General features: G+C 58.7%; 13 protein-coding genes. 3 read left to right on the top strand and 10 right to left on the bottom strand.

What is annotated here, in order from left to right:
* Window positions 1–324: 324 nt before the first annotated feature.
* The 4 genes from HMPREF2681_RS00615 to HMPREF2681_RS00600 form a co-directional block, all read right to left on the bottom strand.
* Window positions 325–1,197 carry an adenosylcobinamide-GDP ribazoletransferase gene (locus tag HMPREF2681_RS00615; RefSeq protein WP_049192930.1) on the bottom strand — a complete coding sequence of 291 codons (873 nt, stop codon included), beginning with the start codon at window positions 1,195–1,197 and terminating at the stop codon, window positions 325–327.
* Between the two features lie 5 nt (window positions 1,198–1,202).
* Window positions 1,203–2,240 carry a nicotinate-nucleotide--dimethylbenzimidazole phosphoribosyltransferase gene (gene cobT / locus HMPREF2681_RS00610; protein WP_049190512.1) on the bottom strand — a complete coding sequence of 346 codons (1,038 nt, stop codon included), beginning with the start codon at window positions 2,238–2,240 and terminating at the stop codon, window positions 1,203–1,205.
* Window positions 2,241–2,342: 102 nt separating this feature from the next.
* Entirely contained in the window at window positions 2,343–2,936 is a 594-nt protein-coding gene (locus tag HMPREF2681_RS00605) for a bifunctional adenosylcobinamide kinase/adenosylcobinamide-phosphate guanylyltransferase (RefSeq protein WP_049190511.1), read from the bottom strand.
* A gap of 11 nt (window positions 2,937–2,947) precedes the next feature.
* A complete protein-coding gene (locus HMPREF2681_RS00600) occupies window positions 2,948–3,712 on the bottom strand; it encodes a DUF3043 domain-containing protein (protein ID WP_016423034.1) in 765 nt (254 codons plus the stop codon).
* A 309-nt stretch (window positions 3,713–4,021) separates the two neighbouring features.
* On the opposite strand from HMPREF2681_RS00600, the gene HMPREF2681_RS00595 reads away from it, so the two are divergent.
* Complete coding sequence (locus tag HMPREF2681_RS00595; RefSeq protein ID WP_070545624.1) at window positions 4,022–4,363, top strand: HesB/IscA family protein; 342 nt, start codon at window positions 4,022–4,024, stop codon at window positions 4,361–4,363.
* Between the two features lie 178 nt (window positions 4,364–4,541).
* Here HMPREF2681_RS00595 and asnB read toward each other — a convergent pair whose 3' ends face one another.
* The gene (asnB, locus tag HMPREF2681_RS00590; protein WP_070545622.1) at window positions 4,542–6,467 is read right to left on the bottom strand and encodes an asparagine synthase (glutamine-hydrolyzing); all 1,926 of its coding nucleotides are present in this window, start codon (window positions 6,465–6,467) and stop codon (window positions 4,542–4,544) included.
* Between the two features lie 500 nt (window positions 6,468–6,967).
* Between asnB and HMPREF2681_RS00585 the strand changes: the two genes are divergently transcribed.
* Together HMPREF2681_RS00585 and HMPREF2681_RS00580 are read left to right on the top strand one after the other, a co-directional pair.
* Window positions 6,968–8,143: an aa3-type cytochrome oxidase subunit II gene (locus tag HMPREF2681_RS00585; protein WP_049190506.1), complete on the top strand. Its 1,176-nt coding sequence runs from the start codon at window positions 6,968–6,970 to the stop codon at window positions 8,141–8,143.
* A gap of 35 nt (window positions 8,144–8,178) precedes the next feature.
* A complete protein-coding gene (locus HMPREF2681_RS00580; RefSeq protein ID WP_016423031.1) occupies window positions 8,179–8,625 on the top strand; it encodes an aa3-type cytochrome oxidase subunit IV in 447 nt (148 codons plus the stop codon).
* A 163-nt stretch (window positions 8,626–8,788) separates the two neighbouring features.
* Here HMPREF2681_RS00580 and HMPREF2681_RS00575 read toward each other — a convergent pair whose 3' ends face one another.
* The 5 genes from HMPREF2681_RS00575 to HMPREF2681_RS00555 all read right to left on the bottom strand — a co-directional run bounded on the left by HMPREF2681_RS00575 (window position 8,789) and on the right by HMPREF2681_RS00555 (window position 15,096).
* Window positions 8,789–10,516, bottom strand: a complete 1,728-nt coding sequence (locus HMPREF2681_RS00575) for an ABC-F family ATP-binding cassette domain-containing protein (RefSeq protein ID WP_070545619.1) — start codon at window positions 10,514–10,516, stop codon at window positions 8,789–8,791.
* 166 nt (window positions 10,517–10,682) lie between these two features.
* Window positions 10,683–12,311, bottom strand: coding sequence for a cytochrome bc1 complex cytochrome b subunit (locus HMPREF2681_RS00570; protein ID WP_016423029.1), 1,629 nt, complete (start codon window positions 12,309–12,311; stop codon window positions 10,683–10,685).
* The gene (locus tag HMPREF2681_RS00565) at window positions 12,308–13,519 is read right to left on the bottom strand and encodes a cytochrome bc1 complex Rieske iron-sulfur subunit (protein ID WP_049170241.1); all 1,212 of its coding nucleotides are present in this window, start codon (window positions 13,517–13,519) and stop codon (window positions 12,308–12,310) included. Before HMPREF2681_RS00565 ends, HMPREF2681_RS00570 begins: the two co-directional genes overlap by 4 nt.
* Entirely contained in the window at window positions 13,516–14,406 is an 891-nt protein-coding gene (locus HMPREF2681_RS00560) for a cytochrome bc1 complex diheme cytochrome c subunit (RefSeq protein WP_016423027.1), read from the bottom strand. Before HMPREF2681_RS00560 ends, HMPREF2681_RS00565 begins: the two co-directional genes overlap by 4 nt.
* Window positions 14,407–14,481: 75 nt before the next feature.
* Entirely contained in the window at window positions 14,482–15,096 is a 615-nt protein-coding gene (locus HMPREF2681_RS00555; protein ID WP_088611596.1) for an aa3-type cytochrome oxidase subunit III, read from the bottom strand.
* Between the last annotated feature and the right edge of the window lie 21 nt (window positions 15,097–15,117).

Here is a 15,117-nt window from a genome sequence, read left to right as displayed (position 1 = left end):
CCCGGAAAAGACACACTTTTCTTTACTTAACCCCAAACCCCACTGAACCCAAACCTGGGAGTGCCACCCCAACAAAGAAAAGCGCGTCCCGTGCATCGCTGCGGCGGGACGCGCTTTTCTAATTAGCTGGGAGGCTAGAAGGTGTGCTCGTTCTTGGCGCCCCGGCAAACGGTCGGCGCAAAATAATTTGGGCGAGCCCCGAAACGAGCCTCCTGTACTCCGCCTTCCCGGCGGTGTGCCCTCAGAATACGTCCGCGTCAAAGCGACCGTCAATAGTTCTTTTTAAAGAAAACCCCAACGGGGGCAATGCGCGCATTTTCCCTGCTAGAACCCTATGGCAAGTGCCACGGCACAGACAGCGCACGCTATCTCAATGACTGCACCAAACACGTCGCCGTTGACTCCGCCAAACCTCTTCACGCAATGCCGCGTCAGCAGCAGTGTAACGCCAAAGCTCAGTGCACAAGCGACTACGCCCACGAGCCCAACCACCCAGCCCGACACAGCGAGCAGCAGTATCCACCAGCAGGTCACCGTGACTGTGGACTGAGTACCGGCAGTCAGAGAGCCGAAGCCGCTGTTCGAAAAAGGCGGAAAGCCGCGCCAGCAGGCAGTCGTTGCTGCCGCGCGAGAGGCTACAAAAGGCAAGCACAGCGCAACCACACCAGGCCACATCTGACCAGCAGACCACTGCGACAGCACACTAGCCACAATCACGGCAAAAGCAGTCGTCGTCGTCAACATCGTCAGCACGATGGAGCCCACGCCCATTGGGCCGGTGCTCGGATCGCGCAGCACCTCCCGCGCCCCCTCCGGCGGCTTATACGAGCCGAGGGCATCCGCCACATCCGCCAGCCCATCCAGGTGCATCGCGCGGGTCAACATCTGTGCCGCCACCATAATCAGGGTGCCGCCGAGGATCGGGGTGACGTCGTAAAGCGTGGGCGTGCCTGACGACGACGTTGCGAACAGCGCCGCCGTGATGAGAACTGCACCCGCGGCAGGAACGAGCCCAGCTACTGGCAGTGCGGCGATGGCGCGACGGCCGGTGATGCGGTCGAACACGCTCGCGCCTTTGAAGGGCAGGATGGTGAGCCAGGACAGGGCAGTGGTGATGGCCTCAGCGACGGCATTGCCGTGAGCAGAGGGATCGCCGTCGAGGTTGTCCTGGCGAGACGGGCCGGCTTTGTCGGACAAGTCGATTAGTCCTTGGTGCTTACGCCTGCGTCGGCGAAAGTAGCCATGTTGCGCAGGACCGATACGCCGGACTTGACCAGCGGTAGGGCAGCGACGGCGCCGGAGCCTTCGCCAAGACGCATCCCGTATTCGAGAAGTGGTTCCTTATCCAGGTGTCGAAGGGCAAGCGCGTGCGCGGGCTCTGCCGACTTGTGGCCGGCGACCCACCAATCGCGGGCGCCCGGAGCGAGCTGGTCAGCCAGCAGAGCAGCGGATGTGACAACCACTCCGTCCAAAATCACAGGAGTGCGACGAACCGCTGCTTGCGCCAAGAACGCGGCCATCACGGTCATATCCGGCGAGGAAATACGACGGAGCACCTCAACCGGGTCATTGCGCAGGCGACGCACGCGGAACATGGCATCGCGTACGGCAGCGACCTTGAGCTTCCACCCCTCGTCATCAATGCCAGTGCCTCGGCCGACGACGACCACCGGTTCGGAGTTGGTCACGGCACCAATCAGCGCCGCGGCTGGAGTGGTGTTTCCGATGCCCAGGTCGCCGGCAATGAGCAGGTCAGCGCCTTCATCAACGGCGGCGTCGGCAATCGCGATGCCCGTGCGGATGGCCTTATCGACCTCCTCCTCGCTCATCGCATCCTCGCGGTCGATAGAACCACAGCTGCGACGGATACGGTATGGCCCTTCGGCATCGTGGTCGAGGGAAATGTCCACACCGGTAACAGTGGCTCCCGCGATGTCAGCGATAGCGTTCACGCCGGCACCCTTTGCCTCGATATTGGCAAGCATCTGAATAGACACCTCGGACGGGTACGCGGACACCCCGCCCTGGGCAACACCGTGGTCACCAGCGAAGACATAAACACGACAATCGTCCAGGTCACGCGGAGGGCATTCTCCCTGACACGCCGAAATCCAAATGCCGAGTTCTTCCAACCGGCCAAGTGAGCCTGCGGGTTTAGTCAACTGCTCATGGCGCGCGCGGGCGGCCTGTTCAGTCTCTTCGTCAGGGCGTGCTACCGGTCCAAAATAATCCGCGTTCATACTCTCAAACGCTACCCGAAAACGATTTGTCTACCGACCATTGGTGCACAGCTATTCGCATTGCTAGGCAGACCGTCATAGGGGAAGCGGCGTGGAGTGAATCTAGTTCGCCGCCTTGACTTCCATGGGGCAGCCAGCCACAACTAGGACAACACGATCACAGACAGCTGCGAGCTGTTGGTTGAGAAGGCCAATTTCATCACGGAAAAGCCGCCCTGAGCGGTGTTCGGGAATGACACCGAAGCCCACTTCGGGCGACACAATGAACAGGTCGGAATCTGCGGGGAAGTTGCGCACGGCGTCGACAAGCGAGTGCGTCCACGGCGCGACGCTGCCCCTCGGCGCCTCCCACAGCCCCTGCGCGTCGATGATGTGCGTCAGCCAGGTGCCGACATCGTCCAGCAGCATGCGCCGCTCCGGCGACGCGAGAGCTTCCACCGCATCGACGTCATCAACCGTGTGCCAGGCCACTCCGTGCTCTTTTGCCTGTGCTTGACGACGAATGCGGTGCTCCTCGACCCTGGAGTGAAAATCGCTATCACCGGGCCAGGGCCGTGCTGTTGCGATGTAATGCAACACCGTTGAGGCTGCAGCATCTGAGGCACCGCCGGTTGAGGCTGCGGCGGTGGCCAGCAGCTCGTGCTCAGCCCATGAGGACTTGCCTGAGCGGGCGCCACCGAGAACCAAAGTGCGCATGGCAGATGAGGCTACTTGATTTCGTCGCCGATGTTGACCTGCGGACGCGGAGTACGCAGACGACGCGGCTGAGAAGCGCGGGAGTAAGCGTAGAAGCCCAGTCCCCAGGCCCCTTCGGTGGTCTTCGGGAAGCGCTCACGCGTCAACTTGATGGCACGGCGGCCGATGTAAATGCCCTCGATAATCAGGGCGATGATGAGAACCATCGCGATGAGAGATGCGATGTTGGCCAGCTTCGGCAGGGAAGTGCCAATCATCATAATCAGCAGCAGAATCAGCGCGAACGGGAGGAACACGTTAGCGAGGAAGCGACGGGAATCAACCCAGTCGCGGACAAACTTGCGCTCAGCGCCCTGGTCGCGTGGCAGCATGTAGCGCGGATCGCCGGCGGCCATGCGCTCGTCGGCAATGCGACGCTGCTCACGTCGCTCTGCTCGCTCGCGTGCCTTGGCGGCCTTGAGCTCTTCCTTGGACATGGAAGCCTTGAGCTCCTTGCGGCGCTGGCGAGCTTCCTTAGCGGTCAGCGGCGCCTCGACCGGGCCACGGCGGATGCCGCGTTCGCGCTCAACCTCGTTGCGCTTCGGAGTGGGGCGCCCCTTCTTGGGAGTAAAAGCACCGCTGTGCTTCTTCTCGGGCTGCTGAGACTCCGAAGCGGTGCCCTTGGCCCCGCTGGATGCGGTCGCGTCGGTGGCTACGTCTCCGGCGTTGGTTGCGTCAGCGTTAGCTGCCTCAGCTGCCTTGGACTTTTTGTCATTCTTTTTCCACGGTAGATTCACGACCCCAGATTATAAGGTCTTCAAGGTGCTTCCCTAATTAGGTTGCAGGTTGAGGGGCAGGGACGGGGCAAGGGCGAGGTTTTGGGGATGACCGCCGCAGGGGCAGGCGGGAAGAGTGCGCTTGTGGCGTGGGAAGCCGTGGTGTGGTTGCGATGTGGCGGCAAAAAGAGACTTCCGAAAAAGAGAAAGAAAAAGAGAACCCAGAATTGGGAATTAAAGACTGGTCGGTAAGGTTGTGATAAATAATGACGTAGCCGACCTTGGGGTCGACTCGCATACTTAAACACTTCAACAAGGAGGACACGCGCTATGACTACTGCTCAGAGCACTGGCGTTACCCTGACCGAAGCTGCGGCTGCCAAGGCAAAGGCACTTCTGGACCAAGAAGGTGCCACCGACCTGGCACTGCGTATTTCCGTGGCTCCGGGCGGCTGTGCCGGCCTGCGCTACCAGCTCTACTTCGATGACCGCAGCCTCGACGGCGATGTCGCCGAAGTTTTCGATGGCGTCAAGCTGGTCGTTGATCGCCAGTCGGTTCCGTACCTGTCCGGTGCCACCATCGACTTCGCTGACACCATTGAACAGCAGGGCTTCACCATCGATAACCCGAATGCCACTGGCTCCTGCGCTTGCGGTGACTCCTTCAACTAAGTCATTAGCTGAGCAGAGCTGTCAGCAGACGCTGTGAAAAGCGTCGGATAGTAAAAGGCTCGGACCTCACTCTTGTTAACTGAGTGAGGTCCGAGCCTTTTCTATTGGTTGCCCCAGCTATGGTGGCAGCCTGCCGGGGCAGGATGGGGTTGAGGCGCGGGGACCGTCGTAAAGCGAGCTAGAGCTCGACGGGGTAGTCGCGCTGCTCGATGTCCGGAGTAATGCGGTCTTCGATGAAGATGCCGTGCCAGACCATGAAAGCAAGGATGGTCCAGAGGCGGCGGGAGTGGTCGCGCTCGGTTGGGTGGTGCTCGGCGAGCATCTTGAGCACGGCGTCCTTATTAATGAACTCATCGGTCTGGGACTCGCGGATGATGTCCTCGGCCCAGCCGTGCAGTTCGTCGCCTGCCAGCCAGTGGCGAATCGGCACCGGGAAGCCCAGTTTGCGGCGGTTGAGCACGTGCTCCGGAACAATCTGCTCCATGGCGCGACGCAGTGCGTACTTGGTGGTGCCGTGAGAAACACGCATGTCCACCGGCAGCGTCTGTGCAACGTCGAAGACCACACGGTCGAGGAACGGCACGCGCAGCTCCAGGGAGTTAGCCATGGTGATCTTGTCCGCCTTGACCAGAATGTCGCCACGCAACCAGGTGAACAGATCCAAGTGCTGCATCCGAGTCACCGGGTCCCAGCCTTCAGACTGCGCGTAAATCGGCGCAGTGACATCGCTGTGGTCCCATTCCTTCTTGGCCCACGGCAGCACTTCCTGCAGCTGCTCAAAGTTAAAGGAACGAGCATTGCCGTAGTAGCGCTGTTCCAGCGGAGTAGTGCCTCGCTGCAGGAGCGACTTGCCGCGCATGCCCTCTGGCAGAGCTTCGCCGACCTTAGCCAGACCGCGCAGCAGGGGAGATGGAACCTTGTCGAACGGCTTCAGCGACAGCGGCTCCTTATAAATGGTGTAACCACCAAAGAGCTCGTCTGCGCCCTCACCGGACAGTACGACCTTAACGTGCTTACGAGCCTCTGCGGCCACGAAGTACAGCGGCACCAGTGCAGGGTCAGCTACCGGGTCATCGAGGTACCACATAATCTTCGGAATCGCCCCGGCGAACTCCTCCGGCGAGACGACCTTCACAATGTGCTCGACGCCAATGGCGGCGGCGGACTCGGCAGCCACATCGACCTCTGAGAAGCCCTCGCGCTCGAAGCCAGTGGTAAACGTCAGCAGGTTCGGGTTGTGGCGCTTAGCCAAAGTTGCAATCGCAGTGGAGTCGATACCGCCCGACAGGAACGAGCCCACCGTGACGTCGGCACGCATATGCTTCTCGACGCTGTCCTCCAGCGCACGGGCAATGCGGTCAAAAACGTCCTGCTCAGCGCCCTTAGTGACTGGCTGAATCGGGAAACTAGGCTTGAAGTAGCGGGTCTGCTTAACTTCGCCACCAGGCGTAACGATGGCAGTGCAGCCCGACTCCAGGCGGACGATGTCAGTGTGCAGAGACTCCGGTTCCGGCACGTACTGCAGGTCGACGTAGTGCTCCAGTGCACGCTTATTCAGCTTTTTCGCATCGATGCCCATCTCCGGCGCGGCCTCCAGCAGGGACTTCTTCTCAGAACCGAAAATCGTGCCGCGCTCGGTGGTGGCGTAGTAGAGAGGCTTAATGCCGAACGGATCGCGCGCCAGGAAAAGCTTGCGCTCGACGCTGTCCCAAATAGCAATGCCGAACATGCCGCGCAAGTGCTTTACGACGTCGGCTCCCCAGTGGTGGAACCCAACGACGATAGGTTCGCCATCGCCGGAGGTATTAAAGGCGTAACCTTCCTTCTCCAGCTGCTCGCGAAGTTCGACGAAATTGTAGATTTCGCCGTTGAAGGTCATGGAGTAACGATTCGGCTGATTCTCTGGTCCCCACTGCAGCGGTTGGTGGCTGTGGGCAATATCAATAATGGATAGGCGGTTGAAGCCGAAAACTGCGTCCTCATCGTGCCACGTGCCTGCATCGTCAGGGCCGCGGTGCCGCATGCAGGGCAGGGCCCTTTCGACAACGGGAACGAGCTCCGCTGCGTCAGAATTTGCAGCCAGGATTCCGAGAAGACCACACATGCTTCGTGCGCGCACCTTTCGCTTAGTGTCACTTAATGGATTTTCGACGGCTCCGTAGCTAGCGGCTCAGCGCGACTGGTTGTCGCCTTAACCGGTGGCCGTGAAGGACCGCCGCGTGGCTGAGTAGCTGGGTTGAACCCCAGATTGGCGCCACATAGAAATGCTGCACCTACTTTAATGCCTTTTGGGGAAAAGCGAGAATGTCTGAGTTTGCCGTGTCTAGGGCTCGGGGCAAGGTTGCGCGGGACGGTGTGTGCGTCAGCGCGTGGCACAAACACTAAAAAATTCATAGACTTAGGAGCGTCAACAGGGTGTAACTGGTGAGAATGCCACCCCCGATAGGCGGGTCTTTCTCAGTATTTTATTAGGGCAGATATACTCAAAGGCACCCCACAGCCATATTTATTGTGGAGAAAGCTTAAGAATCGACTACTCTGCTTGGGTAGGACGAAACCTTAATCGGTTATCGAAAATTGTGTGGATCAGGAAGGCAGACACACGTGAATCAGCGTAGAAAGTTCGGAGTCGCCCGTAAGCTCGGCGTCCTCGGCGTTGCCACCGGTAGCGCAGCCTTGCTTGCCGGCTGCGATGTTAATCCTCCGGAGAACGGCTTCTTCAAGCTGCTCCGCTTTGGTTGGCCGGAAGGTGTGACCCCGGAAGCACAGTCCATGGGTAACTTCTGGGTTTGGACCTGGGTTGCAGCTTGGATTATCGGCATCATCGTTTGGGGCGTTACCCTTTACTCGATGGCAAACTTCACAGCTAAGAAGGCTGAAAAGAAGGGCAAGGGCGAGTTCCCGCGCCAGACTGCATACAACGTTCCGGTTGAGTTGTCTCTGACCATTCTCCCGATTCTGATCGTGATGACTCTGTTCTTCTTCACGGTTCAGACTCAGGACAAGGTCACTGCCCTGGATAAGGATCCGGAAGTTACCGTCGACGTCACCGGTTTCCAGTGGAACTGGAAGTTCGGTTACGCCAACATTTCCGCTGACCTGATGGGCGGCGAGGAATACAACGGCCGTATTGAGAAGCCGGCTGATGAGCAGTTCTTCACCGAGGGCGGCCACGAGGTTCCGTCCGCTGAGGATCGCGCAAAGCAGAAGGAGCACCCGGTTCACGGACGCTCCAAGGAGAGCCTCGACTACCTGCACTACGACGAGATTGAGACCCTCGGTACCACCGAAGAGGTTCCGGTCCTCGTTGTTCCGGAAGACACTGCAATCCAGTTCGACCTCGCGTCCGCTGACGTGATTCACTCCTTCTGGGTTCCGGAGTTCCTCTTCAAGCGCGACGTGTTCCCGCACCCGGAGGCTAACAAGTCCAACCGTGTCTTCCAGATCGAAAAGATTGACTCGGACAAGATTGCCAACCGACCAGAGGACAACCCGAGCGACAAGGTCAAGAACGCATTCGTTGGCCGTTGTGCCGAGATGTGTGGTACCTACCACGCAATGATGAACTTCGAGATTCGTGCTGTCTCCCGTGAGGCATTCACCGAGTACATCAAGTTCCGCCAGGAGAACCCAGAAGCTACTAACGCTGATGCTCTGAAGCACATCGGTGAGCCGGCATTCGCAGTCTCCACTTCGCCGTTCAACTCCGGTCGTGTCGACACCCGCGACATGGGTGATCGTGGTGCTAACACCATTGACCTGAACGCGACCGCCAAGTAAACCCAGCAAGATTCTTACTTAAAGGAAGTTCTCAAATGAAGTCTGCAGCAAAGCTCTTCTACGGACTTACCGTGTTCCTGGGGTTCATGGCTGTCGTCTACATCTTCGGCACTCAGTACCTCCAGGACACCGGTAACGTCATCAACGAAAGCCAGGGTCGCCTCGAGTGGGCTGGCGCAACCGGCCTGGTCCTCGCAGCTCTGATGACTCTGATGCTCGGTGGATACTTCCACTTCACTGAGCGCCGCTCCGACATCACCCCGGCCGACTTCGAAGAGGCAGAGATTGCCGACGGTGCAGGTACCCTCGGTTTCTTCTCCGCTAGCTCGATTTGGCCGTTCGTGATGACCATGGGCATCCTCCTCATGGGCTACGGCATCGCATTCATGGCCTACTGGCTGATTGTCCTTGGCGCGGTAATTCTGATCGTCTCCGGCACCAAGCTCAACACTCAGTACATCACTCCGCCGGAGAAGCACTAGTCCGAGTGCAATCAGACTGAACCACAGTCGTAGATAACCGAAAAGTCTCTCCCACTAACAAGGGCGTTAGTGGGAGAGACTTTTTTGTTTGGGCGAGTGGGAGGGGATTCCTAACTGGTGTTACCTCGTCGGTTAGGATCTGTAGTCAATATATGATTCCGTATCAAGCGAATTCGACGGGTTTCTGCCCCTTAGGCAGTTCGATGACCTCACCATCAGTCACCTGCAGATGTCGCGCTTCGAGCGAGTTAATCATGCGGTGATCGTGGGTAATCACAATAATTGTGCCCTCTGCAGATGCGATTGCGTCTTGGACCTGCTCGATCAGATCCACACTCAGATGGTTGGTAGGCTCGTCGAGCAGCAAGATCTCCGGCGGGTTGGCTACGACCAACGCTAACGCCACCCGTCGTTGCTGGCCGATGGAGAGGCTTCCTACCGGGCGATTGGCATCCTCGGGGCTAAGCAATCCAAAGTCGTCGAGAGGCACGCGGGCATTGGGAGCAAGGTCGTACAACTCACGGGCGGACTTCTTTGGGTTTTCCCAGTCTTGTTCCTGAGCCAGCATGGCTACTCGACAGTTCTCGCCGATACGCACCTCGCCAGCCTGCGTCTCAACTTGCCCCATGATCGTCTTAAACAAGGTAGATTTGCCGGCCCCATTAGGGCCTGTGATAACGACCTTGTCTCCGGGACGAATAATCAGTGAACCAACTCGAATTCGATCTGGGACGACCACACCGCGCATCTTGAGGTGAAAATCCTCATCGCTTCCCGAAGCAGCGCGCTTGGTCGGTAGAGGCGCCGTCAACGGGGCATCAAAGCCCAGTAGCGCCGGCGGACGCTCCACACCTTCCTCAATGAGTTCCTCCAGCCGTTGCTTAGCCGAACGCACGCGGCGGGCGATTTGCCGCTCTACACGACCGCCACGGCGGTCATAAGCCATCTTGTTATTGTCCGTCATTTCCCGACCCGGTGAGACCTCACGAGCGCCATTCTCGATGGTGTCTTCCAACCGATTGCGTTCATGCTCCTCGGAGCGCCACTGGTGCTCCCATAGCTCACGCTGGTGGCGACGGTGCTTCGCGTAGTCGGAGTAATTACCACGGAACAGCCCAATACCAGGGCGCCCCGGCACCAAGTCTCCAATTACAGTACAAACGGCATCCAGGAAGTCGCGGTCATGTGTTGCCACCACAACCACTCCAGGGTGGTTCTGGATGGTGTCAATCACGAGCTGGCGACCGCGTTCATCGAGATGGTTGGTGGGCTCGTCGAGAAGCAGAATCTCTGGCTTTCGAATGAGCGTAATCGCGAGCCCCAACCGCGCCCGCTGCCCGCCGGAAATCTCCGTGGTTAGTTGCTCTGTCAGGGGAGCGCCGTCCGGAGCAGAACCGGTCAGGCCGAGATGGTCGAGCACAATCTCCGCATTATGTTCGGCGTTCCAGTCATCGTGAGCCATGACGTCCGAGAAGGCCTTCGAATACGCCTTCTCTGCCGCCTTAGACTCATCTGGGGTCTCTGCTAAGGCCATCGCCTCAGCTGCCTCTTCTAACTCCGCTAAACGACGTTTCGAGGGGCCGAGGGCTTCATCGATAAGCATTTGCACCGTGGAGTCGAAAGGAGCTTCCAGTTCCTGAGAGCCGAGTACACGCGTGCCAATATGAGTCACCGTACCGCTCGTGGGCCGACGACGACCCGACAGCAGCCAAAGAAGAGTGGACTTGCCGGCTCCGTTGTCTCCAACCAGACCGAGGACATCGCCGTCGGAAAGCGTGAGCGAGACATCGCGCAAAACAGGCGTGGCCTCGTAGTCGAAGTTGACACCGTTGGCGACAAGCTGTGTGGCGTTGCTCGAAAGATCGGTGGTGGGGGAGGGACTGGTAGACATATGTCCATTTTAGTACTGGTAAACAGTAGATTTGGTATCCGACATATGTGGGGTCAAGGCGAAATCGGAAGAATCTGGGTAACAAAAACCACCCCGGTCGACATCCGAAGTGGATGCGGACCGGGGTGGTCTTATTTGAGCGCAGTAGAAAACCTACCGCGGAACTTTACTGCTCGAGCTGGCGACGCTCTTCAGCGTTTTGAGCTTCGAGGTCACGGAACATCTGAGCCTGCTGCTCGTGGTTCTCGTGCTCGATACGAGCTGCCTCTTCGGCGATCTCCGGGGAGTCCGGGCTGAAGAAGCTACCGCGACCCGGGCTACCAGCGGCGCCCAGTTCGTTCATGGTCTTCGGGACGTAAGCACCCTGGTACTCGAGCGGAACGGCGTGGCCGTGCTCGTCGACCGGACCCAGTGGCTGGTGGACCTCGATGAAGGAACCATCAGGTAGCTGGTTGATGATGCCCGTCTCGATGCCGTGCTCCAGGACAGCGCGGTCAGAGCGCTGCAGGCCGATGCAGATTCGGTAAGTGACGAAGTAAGCGATCGGAGGCAGGATGATCAGACCGATACGGCCAACCCAGGTCATCACGTTCAGCGAGATCTGGAAGTGGTATGCGATCAGGTCGTTACCACCGGACAGAGTCAGCAGGGTGTAGAAGACCAAAGCCATGGCACCCAGGCCGGAGCGAACCGGCACGTCGCGCGGACGCTGCAGCAGGTTGTGGTGGGCGTTGTCGCCGGTGATCTTCGCCTCGATGAACGGGTAAGCGAAGAGCAGGACAACCAGAACACCACAGAGCAGGGCGACCCAGAAGACTGCCGGGATCGTGTAAGAGCCCAAGTAAAGCTCCCACGGCGGCATGACACGGGCAGCACCGTCAGTCCACAGCATGTAGATATCCGGCTGGGAACCAGCGGAAACCTGCGCCGGGTTGTACGGGCCAAGGTTCCAAATTGCGTTGATCTGGAAGATACCAGCGAATAGCGCCAGGAAGCCGAACGTAATCAGGCCGAAGGAAACGGACTTGACTGCGAAGATCGGGAGAATACGAACGCCGACGACGTTGTTCTCGGTACGACCTGCGCCAGGGAACTGGGTGTGCTTCTGGTACCAGACCAGAGCCAGGTGAGCGGCAATCAGACCCAGCAGCAGGGCCGGGAGAATCAGCACGTGTGCAATGTACAGGCGCGGGATAATCATGTCACCCGGGAAGTCGCCGTTGAACATCATCCAGTGCAGCCAGGTGCCGATAATCGGCAGACCGATGATGATTGCGGACATAATACGCAGACCAACACCGGAAAGCAGGTCGTCCGGCAGGGAGTAACCCATGAAGCCCTCTGCCACGGACAGCAGCAGGAGGATGGAACCGATGACCCAGTTAGCCTCACGCGGCTTGCGGAATGCGCCGGTGAAGAAGATGCGGAACATGTGCGCCATGATGGACACGGCGAACAGCAGAGCACCCCAGTGGTGAATCTGGCGAATGAACAGGCCACCGCGAACCTCGAAGGAGATCTGCAGGGCGGTCTCGTAGGCGCGAGACATCTCGACACCGTTGAGCGGCGCGTAGGCACCGTCGTAAATGACCTTCGACATCGACGGGTCGAAGAACAGAGTCAGGTAAACACCCGAGAAGAGCAGGACTACGAAGGAGTAGAGTGCAATCTCGCCCAGCAGGAAGGACCAGTGGGTAGGGAATACCTTATTGAGCTGCTTACGCATGCCGCCAGACAGGGTGTAGCGGTCATCCATATTCTTAGCAGCGGTTGCTAGTTTCGTTGGATTACTCATGACTGACGCTCCCAGAATGCCGGACCGACGGGCTCAATGAAGTTGCCCTCTGCGTACATGTAGCCTTCTTCGTCAACGCTGATCGGCAGCTCTGGAAGAGCGCGAGCAGCTGGACCGAAGACCGGCTTGCCGTAGTGCAGTGCATCGAACTGCGACTGGTGGCATGGGCAGAGAATACGGTTCGTCTGCTGTTCGTACAGAGAAGTCGGGCAACCGATGTGTGTACAAATCTTCGAGTAGGCGAAGTAGTCGCCGTAGTGGAAGTCTTCCTGACCCTTGCGCAGGATTGCCTTTTCAGCGTCCTGGGAACGCAGACGGATCAGCATGACCGAGTTGCGGGAGCCGTGAATCGAGTGCATGTGTGCCTCGTAGACATCAGCATCCTTGGAGTACTTGTCGCCGTCGTTGACGTCCTCCTCCGGAAGAGGGAAGACGGTCTCCATGGAACCTGCGGACAGGTCCTCTGGGCGGAGGCGAACCAGGCGGGAAACGCCCTTAGTGGTGTAGCCGTGTACGCCCTCTTCAGCGATAGCGCCGGTGTCGCGACCCAGGTAAACCTTGTGGCCCTTCTCGACGAGAGTCCAGCCAGTGGTCCACAGGGTGCCGTCACCAGTGACGTCAACGTCGTGGCGTGGCTTCCACGGGTTCTTAATCATGCCGCCAAGCGGAAGGATCATGCCGATACCAGCCAGGACGGCGCCGGTACCAAGGAGGCCCTTGATAGCGGAGCGACGACCCAGGGTGGAGGTCTGCCAAGAATCGTTCAGCAGGGCAACGATGGTCTTCTGGTCGACCTCTTCGGACGGACCATCGTGGCGGCGCTGAACCGAAATCTCTTCCGGAATGAAGCGCTTGGTGAACTTAACTGCACCAATACCCAGGGTGACGATGCAGCCACCGATGGTGATACCCAGCAGCGGGGTGTACATAGTGTACAGCCACAGACCCTCTTCGCCGTGCCCCTTGTAGTGCCACGGGTAGAACAGGTAGATGGCGATGAATGCCAGGCCAAGAATGACCGACAGTGCCAGCCAGATGGTGACACCACGAGCCGCGCGCTTTTCAGCCGGGTCGTTGGCAATCGGGAAGCGTTCCTTGCGGTAAGCAATGGTCACGTCATCGAGTTCAGCACCCAGACGAGCGAGATCCGCATTGCTCATCTTCGACAGCTCTTCGGAGCTGTACTTCTTGTTTTCGTTATTACTCATCGGCGGGATCCAATCCAAAGAGCGGCCGCTACGAGAGCGACAATGCCTACAATCCACATGACAAGGCCCTCAGCAACTGGGCCGATGCCACCAATGCCCCAACCACCCGGGGTCGGAGTTTCCTTGGCGTTCTTGATGTAGGCGATGATGTCCTTCTTCTCGTCAGCAGACAGCTGGCGGTCAGAGAACTTCGGCATATTCTGCGGGCCGGTCAGCATGGCCTGGTAGATTTCCTGCTCATTTGCAGGATCCAGGACCGGTGCGTACTTACCGCTGGACAGTGCGCCGCCACGACCGGTGAAGTTGTGGCAGGATGCACAGTTCAGGCGGAACAGCTCGGAACCGCGAGCAACGTCAGCCTTGTCAAGCTCACCGTTCGGGCCAGCGTTCTTACCGCGTAGCGACTCCATAGCGATGGAGCCGTCCTCGTCGCGGACGATGCCGGCGCCGCCGCCATTAGCCTGGACGTAGGCTGCGATAGCCAGCGTCTGCTCTTCGGAGTAACGCGGGGTCTTACGTGCTGCCTGAGCCTCGTTGCGGAGCATCGGCATACGACCGGAGTGAACCTGGAAGTAAACCGAGCCTTCGCCGACGCCGATCAGCGACTTGCCGCGGTCCTTAACGCCCTGAAGGTTGGCGCCGTGGCAAGTAATACAAGCAACGTCGTAAAGCTCCTTGCCCTGCTGAATCATTGCGGCTTCATCCTGCTGAGCAGTAGCCGTCTGTGCATCAGGGGTCAGAGCATTAGCGAGGAAGCCCGCGCCGGTGAGGGCGAGAGCCATAGCCATAATGCCGGAGGCAGTACGGCGCATCTTGCGGCGGCCCTTTGACTTCGGGGCCGCAGCCAAGGACGTGGTGTCCTTGGTTTCGGAGGTAGTGTTTTCCATCTTTTTCCCTTTAATACTGTTCGTGGAAAGTGGATGGGCTGTAGGCCGTACTAAACAAAGGACGGCCAATACGGCCTACTGGATGAAGTAGATGGTGATAAACAGGCCAATCCACACGACGTCGACGAAGTGCCAGTAGTACGAGACCACGATGGCAGCAGTGGCCTGTGCCGGGGTGAACTTCGCCTTGGAGGTACGGATAAGCACCACAACGAAAGCCAGCACACCCGCGAGGACGTGGGCTGCGTGGAATCCGGTGGTGATGAAGAAGACCGAACCGTAAATGGAGTTCTGAATGGTCAGACCGTGGCTAACCAGTGTGAAGTACTCGTAAGCCTGGCCGACGAGGAAGATTGCACCCAGGGCGGTAGACAGTGCGTACCACTTACGGAGTGCGAAAACGTCGCCACGCTCGGCCGCGAACACGCCCCACTGGGCAGTGAACGAAGACGACACTAGGATCACGGTGATCAATAGTGCGTACGGGACATTGAGGTGGCCGGTACCCCAATCCCACGAATCGCCCTGGCCGTTCGCGCGTGACACGAAGTACATCGCGAACAGACCGGCGAAGAACATTAATTCCTGAGACAGGAACACAATCGTGCCGACACTGACCATATTCGGTCGGTTCAGTGTCGCAGCACGACGTGGTGCTGTCATACCTTGATTTTCAACTGCGCTCGTCACAACTAACAGTATGTACTGTTC

Source organism: Corynebacterium sp. HMSC064H12, assembly GCF_001809925.1.
GTDB classification, from domain to species: Bacteria; Actinomycetota; Actinomycetes; order Mycobacteriales; family Mycobacteriaceae; genus Corynebacterium; species Corynebacterium jeikeium_D.
The sequence above is the reverse complement of the archived record's forward strand: the minus strand, read 5'-3'. Positions and strand labels throughout refer to the sequence as shown.